Source organism: Reichenbachiella versicolor, assembly GCF_003171675.1.
Taxonomy (GTDB): domain Bacteria; phylum Bacteroidota; class Bacteroidia; order Cytophagales; family Cyclobacteriaceae; genus Reichenbachiella; species Reichenbachiella versicolor.
The window spans coordinates 295783-314019 of record NZ_QFZQ01000007.1; the positions used below are offsets into that span (position 1 = coordinate 295783).

At 38.7% G+C, this 18237-nt stretch carries 14 protein-coding genes; 10 read left to right on the forward strand and 4 right to left on the reverse strand.

Annotated features, from left to right (window positions below; genetic code table 11):
- Positions 1 to 155: 155 nt before the first annotated feature.
- A complete protein-coding gene (locus DKG80_RS15740; protein ID WP_109832321.1) occupies positions 156 to 2915 on the reverse strand; it encodes a TonB-dependent receptor in 2760 nt (919 codons plus the stop codon).
- 387 nt (positions 2916 to 3302) lie between these two features.
- Between DKG80_RS15740 and DKG80_RS15745 the strand changes: the two genes are divergently transcribed.
- On the forward strand, positions 3303 to 4481 hold the full coding sequence (locus DKG80_RS15745) for an acyl-CoA dehydrogenase family protein (RefSeq protein WP_109832322.1): 1179 nt from the start codon (positions 3303 to 3305) through the stop codon (positions 4479 to 4481).
- A 37-nt stretch (positions 4482 to 4518) separates the two neighbouring features.
- Here the strand turns inward: DKG80_RS15745 and DKG80_RS15750 are convergent, their stop codons facing one another.
- Positions 4519 to 5052, reverse strand: coding sequence for a DUF2911 domain-containing protein (locus DKG80_RS15750; protein ID WP_109832323.1), 534 nt, complete (start codon positions 5050 to 5052; stop codon positions 4519 to 4521).
- Positions 5053 to 5419: 367 nt separating this feature from the next.
- Here DKG80_RS15750 and DKG80_RS15755 point away from each other — a divergent pair, with 367 nt between their 5' ends.
- From DKG80_RS15755 to DKG80_RS15770, 4 genes are all read left to right on the forward strand, one after another.
- Positions 5420 to 6061, forward strand: coding sequence for a DUF4290 domain-containing protein (locus DKG80_RS15755; RefSeq protein WP_109832324.1), 642 nt, complete (start codon positions 5420 to 5422; stop codon positions 6059 to 6061).
- A 20-nt stretch (positions 6062 to 6081) separates the two neighbouring features.
- Complete coding sequence (gene murA, locus DKG80_RS15760) at positions 6082 to 7386, forward strand: UDP-N-acetylglucosamine 1-carboxyvinyltransferase (protein ID WP_109832325.1); 1305 nt, start codon at positions 6082 to 6084, stop codon at positions 7384 to 7386.
- Positions 7387 to 7401: 15 nt separating this feature from the next.
- The gene (locus DKG80_RS15765; protein WP_162555920.1) at positions 7402 to 8286 is read left to right on the forward strand and encodes an SdiA-regulated domain-containing protein; all 885 of its coding nucleotides are present in this window, start codon (positions 7402 to 7404) and stop codon (positions 8284 to 8286) included.
- A gap of 80 nt (positions 8287 to 8366) precedes the next feature.
- Positions 8367 to 9524, forward strand: coding sequence for a class I SAM-dependent methyltransferase (locus DKG80_RS15770; protein ID WP_109832327.1), 1158 nt, complete (start codon positions 8367 to 8369; stop codon positions 9522 to 9524).
- 769 nt (positions 9525 to 10293) lie between these two features.
- Here the strand turns inward: DKG80_RS15770 and DKG80_RS15775 are convergent.
- Positions 10294 to 10866: a DinB family protein gene (locus DKG80_RS15775; RefSeq protein WP_109832328.1), complete on the reverse strand. Its 573-nt coding sequence runs from the start codon at positions 10864 to 10866 to the stop codon at positions 10294 to 10296.
- A 63-nt stretch (positions 10867 to 10929) separates the two neighbouring features.
- Entirely contained in the window at positions 10930 to 11520 is a 591-nt protein-coding gene (locus DKG80_RS15780) for a Crp/Fnr family transcriptional regulator (protein WP_245907020.1), read from the reverse strand.
- Positions 11521 to 11627: 107 nt separating this feature from the next.
- On the opposite strand from DKG80_RS15780, the gene DKG80_RS15785 reads away from it, so the two are divergent.
- The 5 genes from DKG80_RS15785 (at position 11628) to DKG80_RS15805 (ending at position 18211) form a co-directional block, all read left to right on the forward strand.
- Positions 11628 to 13295: an alanine/glycine:cation symporter family protein gene (locus DKG80_RS15785; protein ID WP_109832330.1), complete on the forward strand. Its 1668-nt coding sequence runs from the start codon at positions 11628 to 11630 to the stop codon at positions 13293 to 13295.
- A gap of 208 nt (positions 13296 to 13503) precedes the next feature.
- Positions 13504 to 14022: a YfiR family protein gene (locus tag DKG80_RS15790; RefSeq protein WP_109832331.1), complete on the forward strand. Its 519-nt coding sequence runs from the start codon at positions 13504 to 13506 to the stop codon at positions 14020 to 14022.
- Between the two features lie 375 nt (positions 14023 to 14397).
- Positions 14398 to 14865 (forward strand): hypothetical protein, encoded by a 468-nt coding sequence (locus tag DKG80_RS15795; RefSeq protein ID WP_109832332.1) that lies wholly within the window; start codon positions 14398 to 14400, stop codon positions 14863 to 14865.
- Between the two features lie 282 nt (positions 14866 to 15147).
- The gene (locus DKG80_RS15800) at positions 15148 to 15657 is read left to right on the forward strand and encodes a YfiR family protein (RefSeq protein WP_109832333.1); all 510 of its coding nucleotides are present in this window, start codon (positions 15148 to 15150) and stop codon (positions 15655 to 15657) included.
- Positions 15658 to 15676: 19 nt separating this feature from the next.
- On the forward strand, positions 15677 to 18211 hold the full coding sequence (locus DKG80_RS15805; RefSeq protein WP_109832334.1) for a TonB-dependent receptor plug domain-containing protein: 2535 nt from the start codon (positions 15677 to 15679) through the stop codon (positions 18209 to 18211).
- Positions 18212 to 18237 lie beyond the last annotated feature (26 nt).

The window sequence follows — 18237 nt, forward strand, 5'->3', positions numbered from 1 at the left end:
TTGTTTATTAATCTAATTGAGATTACCACCTTACGGCTTTTTGAAACGATTCATATCTCTAAATAGCAATTGAATGCAAGACAAAAAAAGAGGCCACCAACGATGGCAGCCTCTCTATTCTTGTTTTATGTAAACGTTAACCTATTAAATATTTATCAGAATCTATAGTTAGCTGATAAGCTGAACATAGTACCTAATTGGCTGAAATGATAGCCATCGTAGGTCATCTGAGAATATCTTTGATTGAATGTGATCAAGTTTGAGTTTTCTTTCACCTGATCTGGATCTGCTAGTATTGCTTTTCCAGCATCATTCAACGCAACAAACTTCCACTCTGGTAATACATTGAAGATGTTATTGACATTAAAAGCCAAAGTCAATTTCTCTATTGGATGGTAAGTCACTGCCAAATCAGTTACTACCTTAGGATCAAACTCTGTCTTCAAGTTTTCGTTCAAACCGTCCTGTCTAAATTCAGTCTTTCCAAAATAAGTATTGTTAAGAGCAAACCCGATCTTATCCAACTCATAGTTAATTCCTAAAATCCACTTCGTTACTGGTCTTGAAGTAAAGAATAGTGCTTCCTGAGTAGCATTTGCCACTGACTGTCCAGTTAATTCAGCGAATGCTGGGTTTTTAACACTACCTATTCTCTCATTTTGAAGAGTATAGTTTCCTGATAAGTTAAAATTAAACGTTCCAGGTCCTACTTCTAAATCACTATAACTAATAACGACATCTAAACCTGAAGTACGAGTATCCAATGCATTGACAAAGAAACTAACATCAGACAACCCCTCAAATGCACTACCCGTTGGAGGTGTCAATTCAGTACTCAAAATAATTCTATCTCGCACTTCTATGTTATAATAATCAACTGTGATATTCAAATCACCTAATCGAGATCCAAATCCAAACGTAAAGTTAGTAGACTCTTCAGCATCAAGTTTAGGTACACCTAATAGTCTAGCTTCACGAGACACATTATTGATCAAACCTCCTACTTGTATTCCTTGACCTGGCACGAAAGAATACTGTGCTCTTTGAGTATATATCTGATGTAGTGTAGGTGCTCTGAAACCTGTAGAGTATGATCCTCTTAGGATTAGCCCCTCATCAAATAATTTATATCTAGAACTTGCTTTCCATACAAATGCCTCTCCAAAGTCACTATAGTTCTCAAGACGTACAGTACCATTGATCAAAAAATCTTCTGTGATATCATATAGTACATCTGCATATCCCCCGAAATTATATCTATCAAACTTTCCTGAGTTTTCTGGAGTATTCCCTGCAAAAGAGTCAGCACCACCACCATCATATGAAGCTAATTCTCCTTCTATGATTTCAAAGTTTTCTATTCTGAACTCAGAACCAAAAGCAAGAGCCAATTTATCAGTTACCTGCTTAGAAATATCAATATTACCTACATTGTGAGTGAACTTAGTCCCTCCTGGATCAAATGATACTTTACTATTTTCTCTATACAACTCTACCCCTGCGACAAAGCTGGTGTCTGTTGCTGTAATATCCGCTGTAGGAGGAGACAAAACCGAGTTCCCATTGTGAGAGTTATTTACTCTATAGGTTTGCATATTACCCCCTGTAGTGAAACTCACATCAGTATTCCAGTCATTGATTTTAGACTTGATACCTATCGTTCCATTGTAATCCGATAGATTACCCTCAAAGGTAGGCAGATAACCTACATACTGACCATCAGGACCATTAGGATAGAAAGCTGCTAAATATGGAAACTCATCCAAGGTTCTCCAGTAAGGTGTTCTATAATTGGCAAAACTGTTTACCTTCTTGTAGACATAGGCAGCATTCATATATAGCTCAGTAGATTCATTTAAATCATAACCACTATTCAATGCAAATTTTGAAGCAGTAGTCTCAGGAGAACCATTAACATTACCTGCATCAGGATACTGTGCTAGGAAGTTTTCTACCTCAGCCCTTCTAGATTCATCACCATCAAGGAAATCTTGAAGTTCACCATCAGCATCTACTGTACCTGGTCTGTTTGCCAAACCAACTTGTGAGAAGTCAGCAGTGTAATTGATGAATCCTTTTTCTTTGCCTAATGCAGCACCTCCGTTGATGCTTAAGCCTATCATTTCACCGTCTCCTTCACTAGTGATACCTGTTCTTAGGGTAGCAGAAGTACCTTCAGCATCATCCTTCATGATGATGTTCATCACACCAGCAATCGCATCTGATCCATATTGTGCAGATGCACCGTCTCTTAGGATCTGTACCTGCTTGATAGCGTCTGTAGGAATTGCAGAGATATCAGCACCTGTTTCACCACGTCCCGGAGAAGTTTGTGTATACAGTAATGAACTTAAGTTTTTACGTTTACCATTCACCAATATCAATGTCCTACTGGGTCCCATATTTCGGATCTCATATGGATCTAATAAAGATGTAGCATCGTTTACAGGAGTCTGTACAGTATTGAAAGAAGGTATTTTATACTGGAGAGCCTTATCAAAAGTAGGCTGACCAGTAGCAGTCAATTCTTTGGCTGAAACCTTATCTACCGGAACGGGTGTATCTACGGTACTTCGAGGAATACTCCTCGTACCTACGATCACCATCTCTTCCAATTCAGTTGTAGAGGGATCTAATTTGACATTAATAACTGTTTGACTACCAACTACAACTTCTGTTAAAGTGTAGCCCACAAAAGAGAACACAAGTGTGCTTTTCTCATCTGCATTTATAGAATATTTCCCGTCATAATTGGTAATGGTACCATCAGAGGATCCTTTAATAACAACACTGGTTCCAGGAACAGGCTCACCTGTTTGTGCATCAGTGACCACACCGGAAACTGAATTCCCTTGACCAAAAGCTGATGCAAAGAATCCACAGATATAAATAAATGTAATTAGCGTTTTTCTCATAGAAATTGGGTATTTAGTATTATGTATATATTATGAGGCACAAGTTAACCGATCAACTTGTTGTAAAACAGGCCTATAAACAGATGTTCTAAAGATTAAAGGTAGATAAAAACCTGCGTTTTAACATCTAACGGTTGGATATATTATTTCCTCTTCTTACCAAAATGCTTATGTTCTAACCAGCCTCTTACTCACCCAATGTTAATTTTAAAGGGTCCTATGTTAACATATCATTTTGATTACTAAACCGTTCAAAAGACTGAACACTTAACACACTTATTATTCAAAACGGTTTTATTTCTGTAAATTGAAATTAGCCAGCTCAGAGCACTTTCACCATCCATCCACATAAAAGAGAATACTCCAAGCCCATAATTACTTTGAAATATGAAGACAGACGATTTCAATTCTCCCGACTTTTACCAAATAGATGACCTACTCTCTGATGAACATAAAATAATTCGCTCTTCTATTAGGGATTTCGTAAAAACAGAAATCACTCCACATATAGAAAGCTGGTATGAAGAAGCAATATTCCCTGAACACATTGTTGAAAGGCTTGGAAGTATCGGAGCATTCGGCCCTTATCTCCCAAGTAAATATGGGGGTGCTGGACTCGACTACCTTTCGTACGGACTCATTATGCAAGAAATCGAACGAGGCGACTCAGGCATGAGATCTACTGCCTCTGTTCAAAGCTCATTAGTGATGTATCCCATTTTTAAGTTTGGTTCAGAAGAACAGAAGGGAAAGTATCTCCCAAAACTTGCCTCAGGTGAAATGCTTGGTTGTTTTGGGCTGACTGAACCCGATCATGGGTCAGACCCATCTAGCATGAAGACACATTACAAAGAAGAAGGAGAACACATCATATTAGATGGTTCGAAAATGTGGATCTCGAATGCTGCTTTAGCTGATATCGCAATTGTCTGGGCAAAAAATGAGGCTGGTAGGATTCATGGTATAATTGTAGAACGAGGAATGGAAGGTTTCAGTACTCCATCTACACATGGCAAGTGGTCTCTTCGGGCTAGCAGTACTGGCGAGCTAGTATTCCAAAACGTCAAAGTACCCAAATCAAATATTCTCCCTAACAAATCTGGTTTAGGAGCACCTTTAATGTGTCTTGACTCCGCTCGGTATGGTATCGCTTGGGGAGCAATAGGAGCAGCTATGGACTGCTATGAAGCAGCAAGAAAATATGCTAGTGAGCGAAAACAGTTTGGTAAACCCATCTCAAAATTTCAGTTAACGCAAAAGAAATTAGCAGAGATGCTCACCGAAATTACAAAAGCTCAATTACTAAACTTAAGGCTCGGACAACTGATGAACGACGGCAATGCTTCAACTTATCAAATATCAATGGCCAAAAGAAACAATGTGAATACTGCTCTGAATATAGCCCGAGAATCGAGACAAATTCTTGGAGCAATGGGAATAACCAATCAATTCCCTATCATGAGACACATGATGAACTTAGAATCAGTCGTCACCTATGAGGGAACTCATGATATTCACCTTTTAATATTAGGAAAAGAAATTACTGGTGAGTCTGCCTTCTTTTGATCTCATGCAAGATGACAACACAATAGGTTTGAATGAACTACTCCAACTCTATAGGTACTTCTACCTGAGTATCATCCCACGCAAACCTTAGTTTAATATTATCTCCTTCTTTGAGTAATTCAATGATGAACTGTTCGATTTCTTTCTTTGTCTCAATCACTGGAGCTTTAACTCTAACCACATCTAAAGAGTAATCCGGTTCATAATACCCCCAATTTTCCAATTCGGAATTCAAAGCAACCGTCCAATTATCTTCACCCGGAATAGTATAAAGTCTGTATGTCCCAGCTTTTACACGCTCTCCTCCAAATTTCACATTAGTAGAAAAATTGATTCTAGTAGGTTCATTTGCTCCAGTCCGCCAGTATTCCCCAAAAGGCACTAGTTCTCCGAAAATTTCTCGTCCTTTCTTGTATGGTCTACAATAATCAACTTTGATCGTCGTAGCATTGGAAGTCAGCTTCGAAACCCCTTCTGGGCTATGTGTACGTGTAGTCGATAAAGTGTATCCTGCATATATAAAAAGCCCTACTACTATTCCTAGCAGAGACCAAAGTAAGTACTTAAGCATTTGATTGATTGTCTTGTTAAGGTTTGATTGCGCGAAATTAAGTCATCAAAATTAATCGAGTTATATTTTCTCTTGATTTGATCCTTTTTTATTGTGCGAGATTATAAGTTATTATTCAATATTTAAAGAAGTGTAATTATTCCGGAAACCGCTATAATGAATAGGATTTCTACTAATATACGCTTCAAGTTATATAATTTAAAAATGAGTTATAACGCATTATTGGCCGAAAGGGTTAATTTTGGTGCGCATTATAAAAATATCATACTTTGAGACTTAAGTTTAAAGTATGAATCGACTTAGAAGTTAGACATTAAGGCAGCCTTCTGGAAATACAAATCCAGCATTGCCTATAAAATCACATCACATGCACGATTACAATACCGTAAGAGATAACCTTACCCTAAGAGAATACGGCAGAAATATCCAGAAGCTTGTTCAATACCTGAAAACGATCGAAGATCCTACAGAAAGGAACAAGAAGGCTGAGGTAATGACAGAATTGATGAGACAAATCAATCCATCGATCAAAGACACTCCGGAGATAGCTCAAAAGCTATGGGATGACATGCACATTATTGCTGACTTTGAACTAGAAGTAGAAGGTTCTTTCCCTAAGCCTGATAAGGAGGTTATTTTCAAGAAACCTGAGAGAGTTCCCTATAGTAATAATGAGATTGTCTTCAAGCACTTCGGTAGAAACATCGAACTTCTGGTAGATAAAGCGATCACTCTAGAAGATCCTGAGGAGCAGGAAGCTGCCATTATTCATATTGGTAAACTGATGAAAACTTTCTTCTCTTCGTACAACAAAGATGTGATGGAGGATGATGTCGTTTATGCCAACATCAGAAAGCTATCTAAAAACAGGCTAGACATCGATATGGCTAAAGTGAAAGAAGGTAACCTTTTCGAGCCTCAGAAGAAAGAAAACCGCAACAGAGGTGGCCGAAACCATAGAAACAATAACAACAACCGAAGAGGTAAATTCCAAAAACGTAAGAACTAAATCTTAATAACTACTACCCAATGGCATCATTCAAGGTAACTGGCGGTACTTCGCTCAAAGGAGAACTTACGCCCCAAGGAGCCAAAAACGAAGCACTTCAAATCTTATCTGCCGTATTGTTGACGCCAGAAAAGGTTACTATCCATAAAGTCCCCAATATTCGTGATGTGAACAAGCTCATTGAGCTATTGGGACATATGGGAGTGAAAGTAAACAAGCTTGGCGATGAGTCATATGAATTTCAGGCGGACGATGTAGATATCAATTTCTTAGAATCTGATGAGTACAAGCAAATGGCGTCTTCACTTAGAGGCTCTATAATGCTTCTTGGACCCATGCTTTCAAGATTCAAGAAAGGAATGATTCCCCAGCCAGGTGGTGACAAAATAGGCCGTCGCAGACTAGATACCCACTTCACAGGGTTTCAAAAGCTCGGTGCTAAGTTCAACTACGATAAGAAAACAGGATATTACAATATAGATGCTTCTCACCTAGAAGGATGCTATATGCTCTTAGATGAAGCTTCGGTGACTGGTACTGCCAACATCGTAATGGCGGCTTCTCTTGCTAAGGGAAAGACTACTATTTACAACGCAGCCTGTGAACCTTATCTTCAGCAGCTTTGTAAAATGCTGAATAGCATGGGAGCAAAGATCACTGGAGTAGGCTCAAACCTATTGGAAATAGAAGGTGTAGATCAACTCGGAGGTACTACTCATACTATGCTTCCTGATATGATCGAAATAGGTAGTTTCATCGGGATGGCTGCTATGACCGAGTCTGAAATTACTATCAAAAATGCTGGTATCAAGCACTTGGGAATTATACCTGAGATCTTTGGTAGACTAGGTATTAAGATGGAATTCAAAGGGGACGATATTTATGTCCCTAAACAGAGCAACTACGAAATTGAGACTTTTATCGATGGATCTATTATGACCATTGCGGATGCGATATGGCCTGGCTTTACGCCTGACCTTTTGAGCATTGCACTTGTGGTCGCTACGCAAGCGAAAGGGACTGTCTTGATTCATCAGAAAATGTTCGAGAGTAGGCTATTCTTCGTGGATAAACTAATCGAAATGGGTGCGCAGGTGATTCTTTGTGATCCACATAGAGCTACTGTGATAGGTCTCAATAAGCAGATCAAACTTCGCGGTATCAAAATGACTTCTCCAGATATCAGAGCGGGTGTCTCGCTATTGATCGCAGCGATGTCTGCTGAGGGAGAGAGTATCATCCACAATGTAGAGCAAATAGATAGAGGATATCAAAACATAGATACTCGCCTAAATGCCATTGGAGCTAAAATAGAAAGACTTTAATAAGTCAATTATTCTTTGAAAAGCTGGATATGCATATTGACCATTTTCGTAGGTATATCCAGCTGTAGTCTACCTAACTCCAATTACCCTGAATTAGAATTCATCGAAATTCATCAGTCAGACGCACTTCATGGTGTCATGTTTGATCTCAGTGGTATTGTCTTTATAGAAGACTCTCTCTATGTAGTCGCGGACAAACCATGGAATAAGTTTCTCTACGGAATCCATCTTTCAAAAGGTCAATTTCAAGTTTCTCATAAGAAGGCGATTGAAATTAATGATCCACAACTGGACCTTGAGGGAATTGATTACTGTCACGGGCTGATTTATCTCATCAATGAAAGACCTGGTGACATCATCGCTATGCATCCTGATGGCTCCATTCAAACTCTTGATTTAAAATTTAAAGGTGATAATCCTCCAAGTAATTGGGGCAATGCTGGCTGGGAAGGGATCGCAATAGACTGCCAGAACCAAATAATGTATGGCTTGAAAGAACGTGAACCTAGAGGTATATACGCTATAGATATGACCAACTGGAAGATAAGAAATAGCTTTAATACTCCGCAAATCGAAAGCAATGATTTTGCAGATGCTAAATTTGAGAATGGGTATTTATACGCTATAGAACGAAATGGATGTCACATAGCTAAAATTGATCCTAAAACAGAAAAGGTGGTTTCTAAATATCACTACCAACACATCGCTAATACCGAACAGGGAAAGTTATTTGAACCTACTCCTTTTGGTATGGGGGAAGCCCTCCTACTTACCGATGATGAGATATGGGTAGGACTTGATAACAATGGACTAAAAGCTTCGCCTTACGCTGAGGAAACTTTTGGTATCACGGGGAAAGCTCCAGTAATACTAAGATTCAAACGTCCCGTAGATTTCTAAAACACAAGTCTCAAAAAAACATGCCCTAAGTACGGCTTTCTACCTATCACAAGTAGCGCGGTCTAGTATACCTTTGCCAAATGAACACTTTAGAAGATTTTCTTGAGCTGGTTTCAGCCAGCAGCTCCAATGGAGAATTCAACAAGCTCACCCTTAGTAAAAACAGAGATCGAAGTAGCACTCTTGTCAATATTTATGTGAGATGGGTGGTCATCAAAGAAGAGCCACAATTCAGTTTTACCTATAGATACAAGACACAAGACAAGACTAGTAACTTGCTCAAAGCACAAGGACTGAAGGAAATAGCCAGACTTCTCAAAGAAGAATTTAAAAACGCTAACCTAATTACCACTACTCAAGTCCACTCTTTAATGACCAGTAAGAAAGAAAAAGTCACCATTCAAACTACCAATCAAAAGCAAACAACAACTTCACAATCTCACAATCGTGAAAAAAAGAAGTTTGTAAAGAGTGATGCTCAATATCTGCAAGAACTAAATGTATCCGATTCGAGTGGAAAAGTCATTCCTAAAATGGCTGACAAGTATCGCCAGATCAATAAGTATTTAGAAATCTTCGATAATCTACTCTCTCAGATCAAACTACCCAATCGCCCTATCAAAGTAGTAGATATGGGGTCTGGTAAGGGTTATTTGACATTTGCACTGTATGATTTTCTCAAGAATCAAAAAGGAATCGAGGCTGAAGTGATAGGAATAGAATTGAGAAAAGATCTAGTCGATCTATGTAACAACGCCGCTCGTGAATGCTCTTTCGATAATTTAAGTTTCGTAGACCAAAGGATTGAAAACTACGAAGGTGATTCTATAGATATATTGATAGCACTTCACGCCTGTGATACGGCTACTGATGATGCTATTGGAAAAGGCTTAAAAGACAAAGCGGAACTTATTGTTTGTGCGCCTTGCTGTCATAAGCAGATTCGCCAACAGCTTAAAGGAAAAGAACAATCTGACCCAATCTTGAAATACGGTATATTCAAAGAGCGTCAATATGAAATGGTGACGGATACCATTCGTGCATTGATTCTAGAGCGTGAAGGTTATGAATCTAAAGTCTTTGAGTTTATTTCTGTCGAGCATACTCGCAAGAATGTAATGCTCGTGGGTCTCAACAAACACAAACCCAAATCCGACGCTCAAGATAAAATCACTGCCATCAAGGAACAATATGGTATCGACTTTCATTATCTGGAAAAACAGGTTAATCCAAATTGACAGTGACTGTTGAGAGATTAGTTTGTTTGAAAGTTTTATTGATTGTAAATGAATGATCTTCATCCCAGGAATTATCTAGGACCTCTAAGTGTCTACATATAGGAGCGTTGAGATCTCGGATAGCTTTTCTATTTCTAGAAAACCTTCCGAGATGACGAAGTCATGGGGCTGACAAGATCGGTGTTAATTCAAGAATAAACTAAAAACCTGAGTTCGATTAATATTTTTTCAAACACTCTGCAAAACCTAAATCCATTACACTTAATCAAGCTTTTGCCTTCAAGCCAGGCAGGCTCTTCCTTTTTTCATTGCCAAAAAAGGAAGCAAAAAGTCTAGAAAATTATAAACTCGCTAGCGCTCAAACAGTATAATTTTCATTCTTTTTTGTGAAACGTCAAATAAGTAAGGTTCTTAAATCGAACTGAGGTTAAAAGGACTTTAATACGCTCAATGGGGTACCTCGAAGGTACCCTCCCCCACCTCAAAGCTACATTAGGGTACCTCTGAGGTACCCCCATAGACCTCAAAGATCCGAGCTTGCACCTTTTAACTGGAACGTTGAACCTTTGAGCTTATCGATTGGAGGTCAGAGCTCGGACGTGGAACCTTTTTGGTCCGCGCTTGATAGTAAAAGCTCGGCGATTCGAGCTTTTTGCTCCAAGCTTGTACCTCTAAGTATGAAAGCCGAAGGTTTTAGCTAGCCGTTTGATACTTAGACCTCCAATTGAGATCCTTTTAGGTACTTAGTTTACATATAGAGGTACCTTGTCTATGATGCTAACTCGACGTCGGCATTAATTTCCTTCAGTACATTTCGCATTTGCTGGACATGACGTTGATTGTGACCGATGAGAAAACCAAAGGCATCTCCCAACTTGAACATAATGATAGACCCAATTGCTGAAGGGATTCTGTTTTTATTGATATCTAGGGATGATGCGACTTTCAAATATTCAACTATCCGATCTTGATCAGCTAAGAACTTTTCTACCGTATCCATTTTTACATCTACTTGAGGCCGAAATTTCTTGAACGTCTGCATAGGAGAAGGAATGTCCCCACTTTCTGTTGGCTTGATCATTTTGATGAATTTCTTACCCAGCATTCCAGATTTGAAAGTTTCAATTGAAGATTTTGGAGCTGCGGGTAGTTTGTCTTCAAACTGAAGTAAATAATGTTCATCGGCAATATTGAGATGCTCTACACACTGCAATACGCTCCAATGATCCTCTGCTGGTTGTTTCGAAAGTACTGACAGAGGAAGTTCTGAAAATTCCTTAACTGCAGCTTTGACTTCAAGCGTATCTTGGATGAGTTGATCGATTAGTTCCTGTCTGTTCATTTGAGTAGATAATTAATTCTATTCAAATGTAGAGAGAGGTTTTGTGAACAAAATTGATCTAAATCAATTTCGTTTTTCATCCATTCTTTGACGTCTCAGACGACTAAATGTCTCTGGAGTCATGCCGAGATAAGATGCTAGATGCTTTTGTGGCACCAGCTGAAAAATATGAGGGCTGTCTCGGTAGAGTCTATCAAAACGCTCCTCTGCCGAAAAGTTTCTTACTTCTAACTGCCGACGCCCCATTCCTACTAGCATCTTGGCATTGAAAACCCTACCCCAGCGCTCTATAGATTTATGGTCATCGTACATTTTCATCATGGACTTGAAGCTGATTCTAAGCGTTTCGGTTTTCTGAAGTGCTTCTAGTCCCCAGTCTGCGGGTTTCTGGTCCAAGAATGAATCATACACTCCTGAAAACTCCCCATCATATGTGAATCCAAAACTAATGTCCATACCATCATTGAGTGCATATCCTCTCAATACTCCAGAGTAAACGAAATAAAAATAGCGTTCTATACTACCCATCTCCGTCACGTGTTCTCCTTTTGAAAAAACCATTGCTTCCCAATGGCAAGAAAAATCCTGCCATACCTCATCTTCCAATAAGGAAAATCTTTGAAGAGACTCTTTTAAATGATCTAATGCCTTCACATTCATAAAATAAGCGACATTCTTCCAAAATCAAGTACCCTGTTTCCTTAGATTTGTCGGCTGCAACCTACAAACATTGATGAATAACATTATTTCTTAACAACATTATGCAACAACTGAATGACGCAATGCTCTGGCTCGATAGCTTTATCGGCAGTGCTGCTTGGTTTCCATACGCGCTACTTGGAACGGGTCTATTCTTCACCATCTATCTCAAATTCCCACAAGTCCGATACTTTGGGTTCGCTATTAAAATCCTAAAAGGAAAATATGACAAAGCGGATGCTGAAGGAGATACTTCTCACTTCCAAGCCTTGGCTACAGCGCTGTCTGGTACTGTCGGTACTGGTAATATTGCAGGAGTAGCATTGGCCATTCATTTGGGAGGACCTGCGGCGCTGTTTTGGATGATCATGACCGCGGCAGTGGGTATGTGTACCAAGTTTGTCGAAGTAACGCTGTCTCATAAATACAGAGAAAAGACTGCAGATGGTACAATGGCTGGTGGACCTATGTACTACATGAAGAACAAAATGAATTTAGGTTGGCTAGCTGCCATATTCGCTGCAGCGACAGTTTTCTCTTCATTCGGAACAGGAAGTTTACCACAAGTAAACACCATCGCTAGTTCTCTGAAAGCAACCTTCGATATCAGTGAGTACATCACTGGAGGTGTATTAGCGGTATTATTAGGACTTGTGATCATCGGAGGTATCAAAAGAATCGCTGCCGTCACGGAGAAGTTAGTTCCTTCTATGGCAGTCATATATTTCATAGGCGCTTTTGCTGTGATCTTTTATAATATTGAAAACGTAATCCCTTCTTTCATATCCATTTTCTCACAAGTATTCTCTGGATCAGCAGCATCGGGTGGATTCTTAGGTGCTACACTGAAGTTTGCACTAGAAAAAGGTGTCGGTAGAGGCCTATTCTCCAATGAAGCGGGACAAGGTAGTGCGCCTATTGCTCACGCTGCTGCCAAAGGAGATGAACCTGTATCAGAAGGTTTGGTCGCTATTCTAGAACCATTTATTGATACAATTGTGATTTGTACTATCACTGGGTTGGTACTTCTTTCCAGTGGAGTATGGAATGAAAAAATTCAAAATGACTTCCAAATCACCGACATCACCATACTAGCTGATCAATACAATGAATCAGATAGTGACGACTTAGCTAAGCTAAAAGGCCACTTTGGTGACACACCACTAGCAAGCTACTCAGGAGACCTTACTGTCAATAATGGTATCATTGAAAATAGTCCTAGTATACTTCATGCGAGATCTATCGCAGAAGAAGTCAAAGTATATCAGGGCTCTGAAGTATACACCGGAACACTTACTGTGGTCAACGGTAAACCTAAAGGCAACATAGAACTGAAAGGAAAGTCTCTAGTCCATAGTGCTCCTCTTACTATCGAGGCATTCAAAAGAGGGTTCCTTGGTGACTGGGGTCAATATATCGTATCTATTGGGATATTGTTGTTTGCCTTTAGCACCGCTATCTCTTGGTCATACTATGGAGATAGAGCGATGACCTTCTTATTCGGGGCAGGATCAGTGATCTATTTCCGAATTGTATACATCATTGCATTCTTCTTAGCAGCCATAGTAGACACGACTATAGTCTGGACTTTCTCTGCTTTGACCATCGCATTGATGACTATTCCTAACCTTGTCGGAATACTCGTACTTCACAAAGACATGAAGAATACTATCTCAGATTTCTGGATCAAATTCAAACAAGAATGGCCAGATGAAAAGACACCTGAATAGAATCTAAGATTTGATGATTTTGAAGGCTGACTCACATAATGGGTCAGCCTTTTTCATTTTATCACGTCGGTAATTTTCTTATATCAGCTGTATCCCTCACTGATTACTTTCTACAAGAATGTCCTAAAATCATAATTACGATCTTTCTCTATAGATATAACCCCTTGAATACAAGACCTTTGATATTGAGAAAAATTAATGCAAGCACATGAGAATAATCAATCAACCCAACAGATTTAAGTTTCTGTTGCTGTCATTTTTCCTACTGACCATGTTCAGTAGGTATTCAGGGTACTGCCAAAATTTAGACCAATACAAAGCTCTACTGCTTTACAAAGTTTCTGAATATATTATTTGGCCAAACGAACAATCCAGTAGAACCATTGGCGTATTCGAAACTGCCGGCGTCTACAAAAACCTATCTTCTTTCGCCAAGAATAAGGAAAACTTGAACATCTTACCTTTGACTACCCCTGAAGATGCTAATAAATGCGATATCGTATTTATCACTGAGGAGAATATTGATATCCTTCGTGATTATGCTAGAAGTATAGGTAATAAGAGTATACTCTTAATCAGCGCCACTAAAACTCACATTCATAAGGGAGCTGACTTCGTACTCTATACCGAGGACAAACAACTTAAATACATTTTCAACGAACCGAAAATGACCTATAAAGGAATGACTGCATCTAATAAACTATCGTCTCTGGCACAGAGTCTATAGGTAATACACTTAATCATTCATTGTTAATAAAAAGACCATCTGGAAAGTCGTCATCGCTTATAAGCGTGACGTTCTTTTCAGATAAGAATCTATTGCTATCACATCCTAGTCTATTTATTCCTTACACTTCTTCATCACTCACTTATTGAAATATACTCTCCTCGAATAGTAAAGCACTAAACTCAACAGGCTATTGTCTTTCGATTGTGCATTTGACCGACATTGAGTTTGGAGAAAGTCTTCTAAAGACTTCGGCTGTGTATTGATTATTAAAAATCAATCTTTCATTTCTGAATAGCGTAATTTCATACAAGTTTCTAGAAACCAAACCTGTAGGGGTATAGCCCTAAAATCAGAATTAGAAAAGTAAGTAATATGGCTAGAGCAAATCAAAAACTAATAAACGCACTTCGTCAAGCAGCTATCAAAATCAACGCATCTGATAAATACCAATGGGGACATATGGGCTATTGCAACTGTGGATTTGTAGCTCAAGAATTAACTCAAAAGTCTGCTGCTGAAATTCATCAACTCGCGATGCAAGGACGTGGTGACTGGAATGATCAGTGCACCGATTACTGCGAGACAAGTGGAATGCCGTTTGATGAAGTCATCTCACAACTTACCTCAAATGGACTTTCTCTCGAAGACATCAAGGCCATTGAAAATCTTTCTCATCCAGAAGTATTAGAAACTTTACCTATAGAAAGAAGAAATCTAGAAAGGAACAATAAGCGAGATGCAATATTCTATCTTAATTCACTAGCAGATTACTTAGAAGCAGAATTGATGGTGCAGTCAGAATTAACAAACTCGATCACATCAGAGCTTACCTTGAAGTAGACGAAAAAAAATTCTACTTTGACTTAAATTATTATTTTCCTCTTGTCGCTAATTATCTACCTCTTGATATCCATTCATAATGAATCATTTATTGTCTGATGAGCAATAAATGATTCATCTACAACTTACTCTTTGATAGCGAATTACATACACCGTTAACTATCTGAATATTCTTAATTTCAAATAGATTTCGTAATCTTGAGCTAGAATTAGAACATCCATCTGTCCCGTTCGAAATAACATCATTCATTTATTAAGGAAATCGCTTTTTAAAGCAATCACATGAGGAAAATAACAGCTCTTTTACTGATTGGGATACTGTTTAGTACAACAGACTCTTTCGGTCAAACGGAAAAGCTCAAAACCGTTTTCATTTACAATTTCACTAAGTACATAGATTGGCCTGAGGCTAAGACTAAGTCTGATTTTGAAATAGCTTTCGTAGGTTCTACTCCACTGATTGGAGAGATGCGCCAACTAGCACAAACTCGTAAAGTTGGTGATCAGGCTATCAAAATCAAGGAATACCAGTCGATCAGCGACATTGGTCAGGCTCATATTGTAATTATTAGCCCTAATAAATCATCTCAGCTGCAATCTGTATTGAACGCTACTAAATCTAAAAATACTCTAGTCATCACAGAAGGGGCTGGCTTAGTAAGAAAAGGATCTAGTATCAGTCTGATAGTACAGGGTAACAAGCTTACCTATGAAATCAGTGAATCCAATATTAAAGCTCGCTCGCTGAACGTTAGTGGTCATCTCTTGAAACTTGGTAATCAAATACAATAACAACTAATCCAAAGGTTTAATGAACTTTCAACAAAAAATCTTTTACAGCCTGATTTTTATAGTGCTTGTATTTTCTTTCAACGAAGTATCGGCACAGCAGAAGGATGTAAATAAATTAACTCGCAAAGACATTTTAGCAATGGATTATGACCATTTGCTAGAAATGCCATTTGAAGATGTTCTCAAACTCGCAGAAAAAATGGGGGTTTCGATGGACGAGCTTTACGAACTACTTCTTAACAAAGATGTAACTGCTGCTTCTAAAAAAGCAGAAAGTAGCTTTGAAGCTCCATTATCTACTACTGTACTTACTGGTGAACAGATTTTGGCTTCAGGTGCTAGAAATATAGAAGAAGCTTTTAGACTAGTACCAGGTATGATTGTCAGAGAAAAAACTACTGGTAATTTTGATATTCACATCAGAGGTAATGACAATATTCCGTCAAACAATCTTTTTGTTTATTCTGAAAATTCTATGACTCTAGTCATGATTGACGGTCGTCAAGTGTACAACTATGTCAATGGAGGTACTTTCTGGGAAACATTACCGGTTGACATCATCGACATCGATAGAATCGAAATAGTAAGAGGTGCTGCAAGTGCTTTGTACGGTGCCAATGCCGCTACAGGGGTGATCAACATTATTACTAAAAGACCTGAGAACTCTAAACTAGAAGTCAACGGAAATGTCCAAGGCGGTAGTTTGAATACCAAAATTGCTAATCTAAGTACTGGTCAAGCTATCAATGATAAGCTCTCTTATAGAGTATCTGGAAACTATCAGTATATGGATCGTACTACTGATAAGCTTTTAGCGCTGGACCCTCTTGATTCTTTGTTTAGAAACTCTACTGTTCCTGGGCTTTATGATGCGTATTCAGGTATTTTAAACCCTGAGGAATTATACAAGGTTGAGGATCTCTTCAGCTTGCCAGACCCGTCTTTACCTTGGTTAAAATATGTTAACCCAAAAGATGGAGATGGCTCTGCTAAATATCAAAGACCTGAGATGGCACGTGATCGATACGGAGTCAACGGATTTCTTTTTTATGACTATTCCGATGACATCAATACTAGAGTGTCTCTAGGTTCACAGTACTCTGAAGTAATATCTAGTACCTATGGTGATCAAGTAACTCCATTAAGTACGAGGTATAGTCAGACTTCTTACATTGATCTATACACTAAGATCTATGGCCTTTCACTTCAGGCAAATTACAACTTTGGATGGCAAGATATAGTCGTAGGAGATGATGGATTCAAACTGGATCTTGATGTTTTCAATGCTCAAGCAGAATATGATTTTGAATTTGGAGGATTGAACTTACGCCCAGGGATCTATTATCAACAAGCTTCGCAAAATGACAAACCGCATTTGGATGAAATCGGTAATGGATACCTTAATGCTAAGAGGACAATCAATGCTGTATCAGGAAGTTTCAGAGCTGATTATTCAATTAATGATTTCAGATTCATTGGTGCACTAAGAGCTGAAAAGTACAATGTCAACGATGATGTGTATTTGCCATTTCAGTTTACGGCAAGTTATAACTTGGATAATGCTCACTTCTTCAGAGCGAACTATGCTAGAGCCAATCGCTCGCCATTCGCAGTTGACTCATACTCTAATTATGATTGGGACAGGACAGCTCGAAGCTTCCCTAACTCAATCAAATTCGTAGGGTCTGAAAACTTAGATTTAGCCGTCTTAGACAACTTTGAAATCGGTTACAGAATGAAACCTACAAAGAACATCCAGATCGATATCGAGGCTTTCTATTCTATAGCTAGGGACTTTGGTTATTTATCTCCTGACTCTGTCGTAGGTAATTTCGCAGCAGTTCAATCTACGCAATTCAACTTCACTGATCCTAATAGTGGTTCAGTTGTCAAAATAGAAAGACCAGTACCTGCAGCAGGAATTCCTGAGTTCGTACAAATGGCTTATCAGAATATCGAAGTTGAGTCTCATCAATTGGGCGTCACAGCTAATGTTTCATGGGTAGCTAATGAGAATCTTGTAATTACGGCATATGGAACTTATCAGCAAACTACACTCAAGAACTACTATCCTTTGACTACTAACGAGATCATCGGACAAATGACACAAGACGCTGGGGCAAGACTTCAAACTAACGGAGACAATGCACTAGGTGTAACTGAGACTTCCTTCTTTGAAGGTGCTGGATACGATGCTTATCCTTCTGTACTTGCTTATTCTGCTAACAGACCTGATGTTACTAAGGATGAGGTTGACCATGAAGCTACTCCTTCTTTCTACGGTGGAGCAAGCTTAGACTGGAAAGGGTTACAAGATAAGCTTGGTGTTTTTGTGAGTACTTATTTCTTTACAGAACAAGTAATGAGAACTCAATACGGAACAGATAGAACTTCTCCTAAAGGAATAGTTAATACTAAAGTGAGTTACAAAATCTACAAGGATAATGCTGTATTTGTCAACGCTCGAAATGTGCTAGACAACTCTTCTAAGGAACTTGGATGGATGGACGAAACTAGTGGAGTTTATATGGCTGGACTACAGTTTAACTTCTGATAAACTTATTGTCAATCTAAAAATCT

Coding starts and splice junctions, on each gene's coding strand:
- DKG80_RS15745 (WP_109832322.1), top strand. CDS start 3,303: ATGAAGACAGACGATTTCAATTCTCCCGACTTTTACCAAATAGATGAC.
- DKG80_RS15755 (WP_109832324.1), top strand. CDS start 5,420: ATGCACGATTACAATACCGTAAGAGATAACCTTACCCTAAGAGAATAC.
- DKG80_RS15785 (WP_109832330.1), top strand. CDS start 11,628: ATGCAACAACTGAATGACGCAATGCTCTGGCTCGATAGCTTTATCGGC.
- DKG80_RS15770 (WP_109832327.1), top strand. CDS start 8,367: ATGAACACTTTAGAAGATTTTCTTGAGCTGGTTTCAGCCAGCAGCTCC.
- DKG80_RS15800 (WP_109832333.1), top strand. CDS start 15,148: ATGAGGAAAATAACAGCTCTTTTACTGATTGGGATACTGTTTAGTACA.
- DKG80_RS15775 (WP_109832328.1), bottom strand. CDS start 10,866: ATGAACAGACAGGAACTAATCGATCAACTCATCCAAGATACGCTTGAA.
- DKG80_RS15750 (WP_109832323.1), bottom strand. CDS start 5,052: ATGCTTAAGTACTTACTTTGGTCTCTGCTAGGAATAGTAGTAGGGCTT.
- DKG80_RS15795 (WP_109832332.1), top strand. CDS start 14,398: ATGGCTAGAGCAAATCAAAAACTAATAAACGCACTTCGTCAAGCAGCT.
- DKG80_RS15790 (WP_109832331.1), top strand. CDS start 13,504: ATGAGAATAATCAATCAACCCAACAGATTTAAGTTTCTGTTGCTGTCA.
- DKG80_RS15805 (WP_109832334.1), top strand. CDS start 15,677: ATGAACTTTCAACAAAAAATCTTTTACAGCCTGATTTTTATAGTGCTT.
- murA (WP_109832325.1), top strand. CDS start 6,082: ATGGCATCATTCAAGGTAACTGGCGGTACTTCGCTCAAAGGAGAACTT.
- DKG80_RS15740 (WP_109832321.1), bottom strand. CDS start 2,915: ATGAGAAAAACGCTAATTACATTTATTTATATCTGTGGATTCTTTGCA.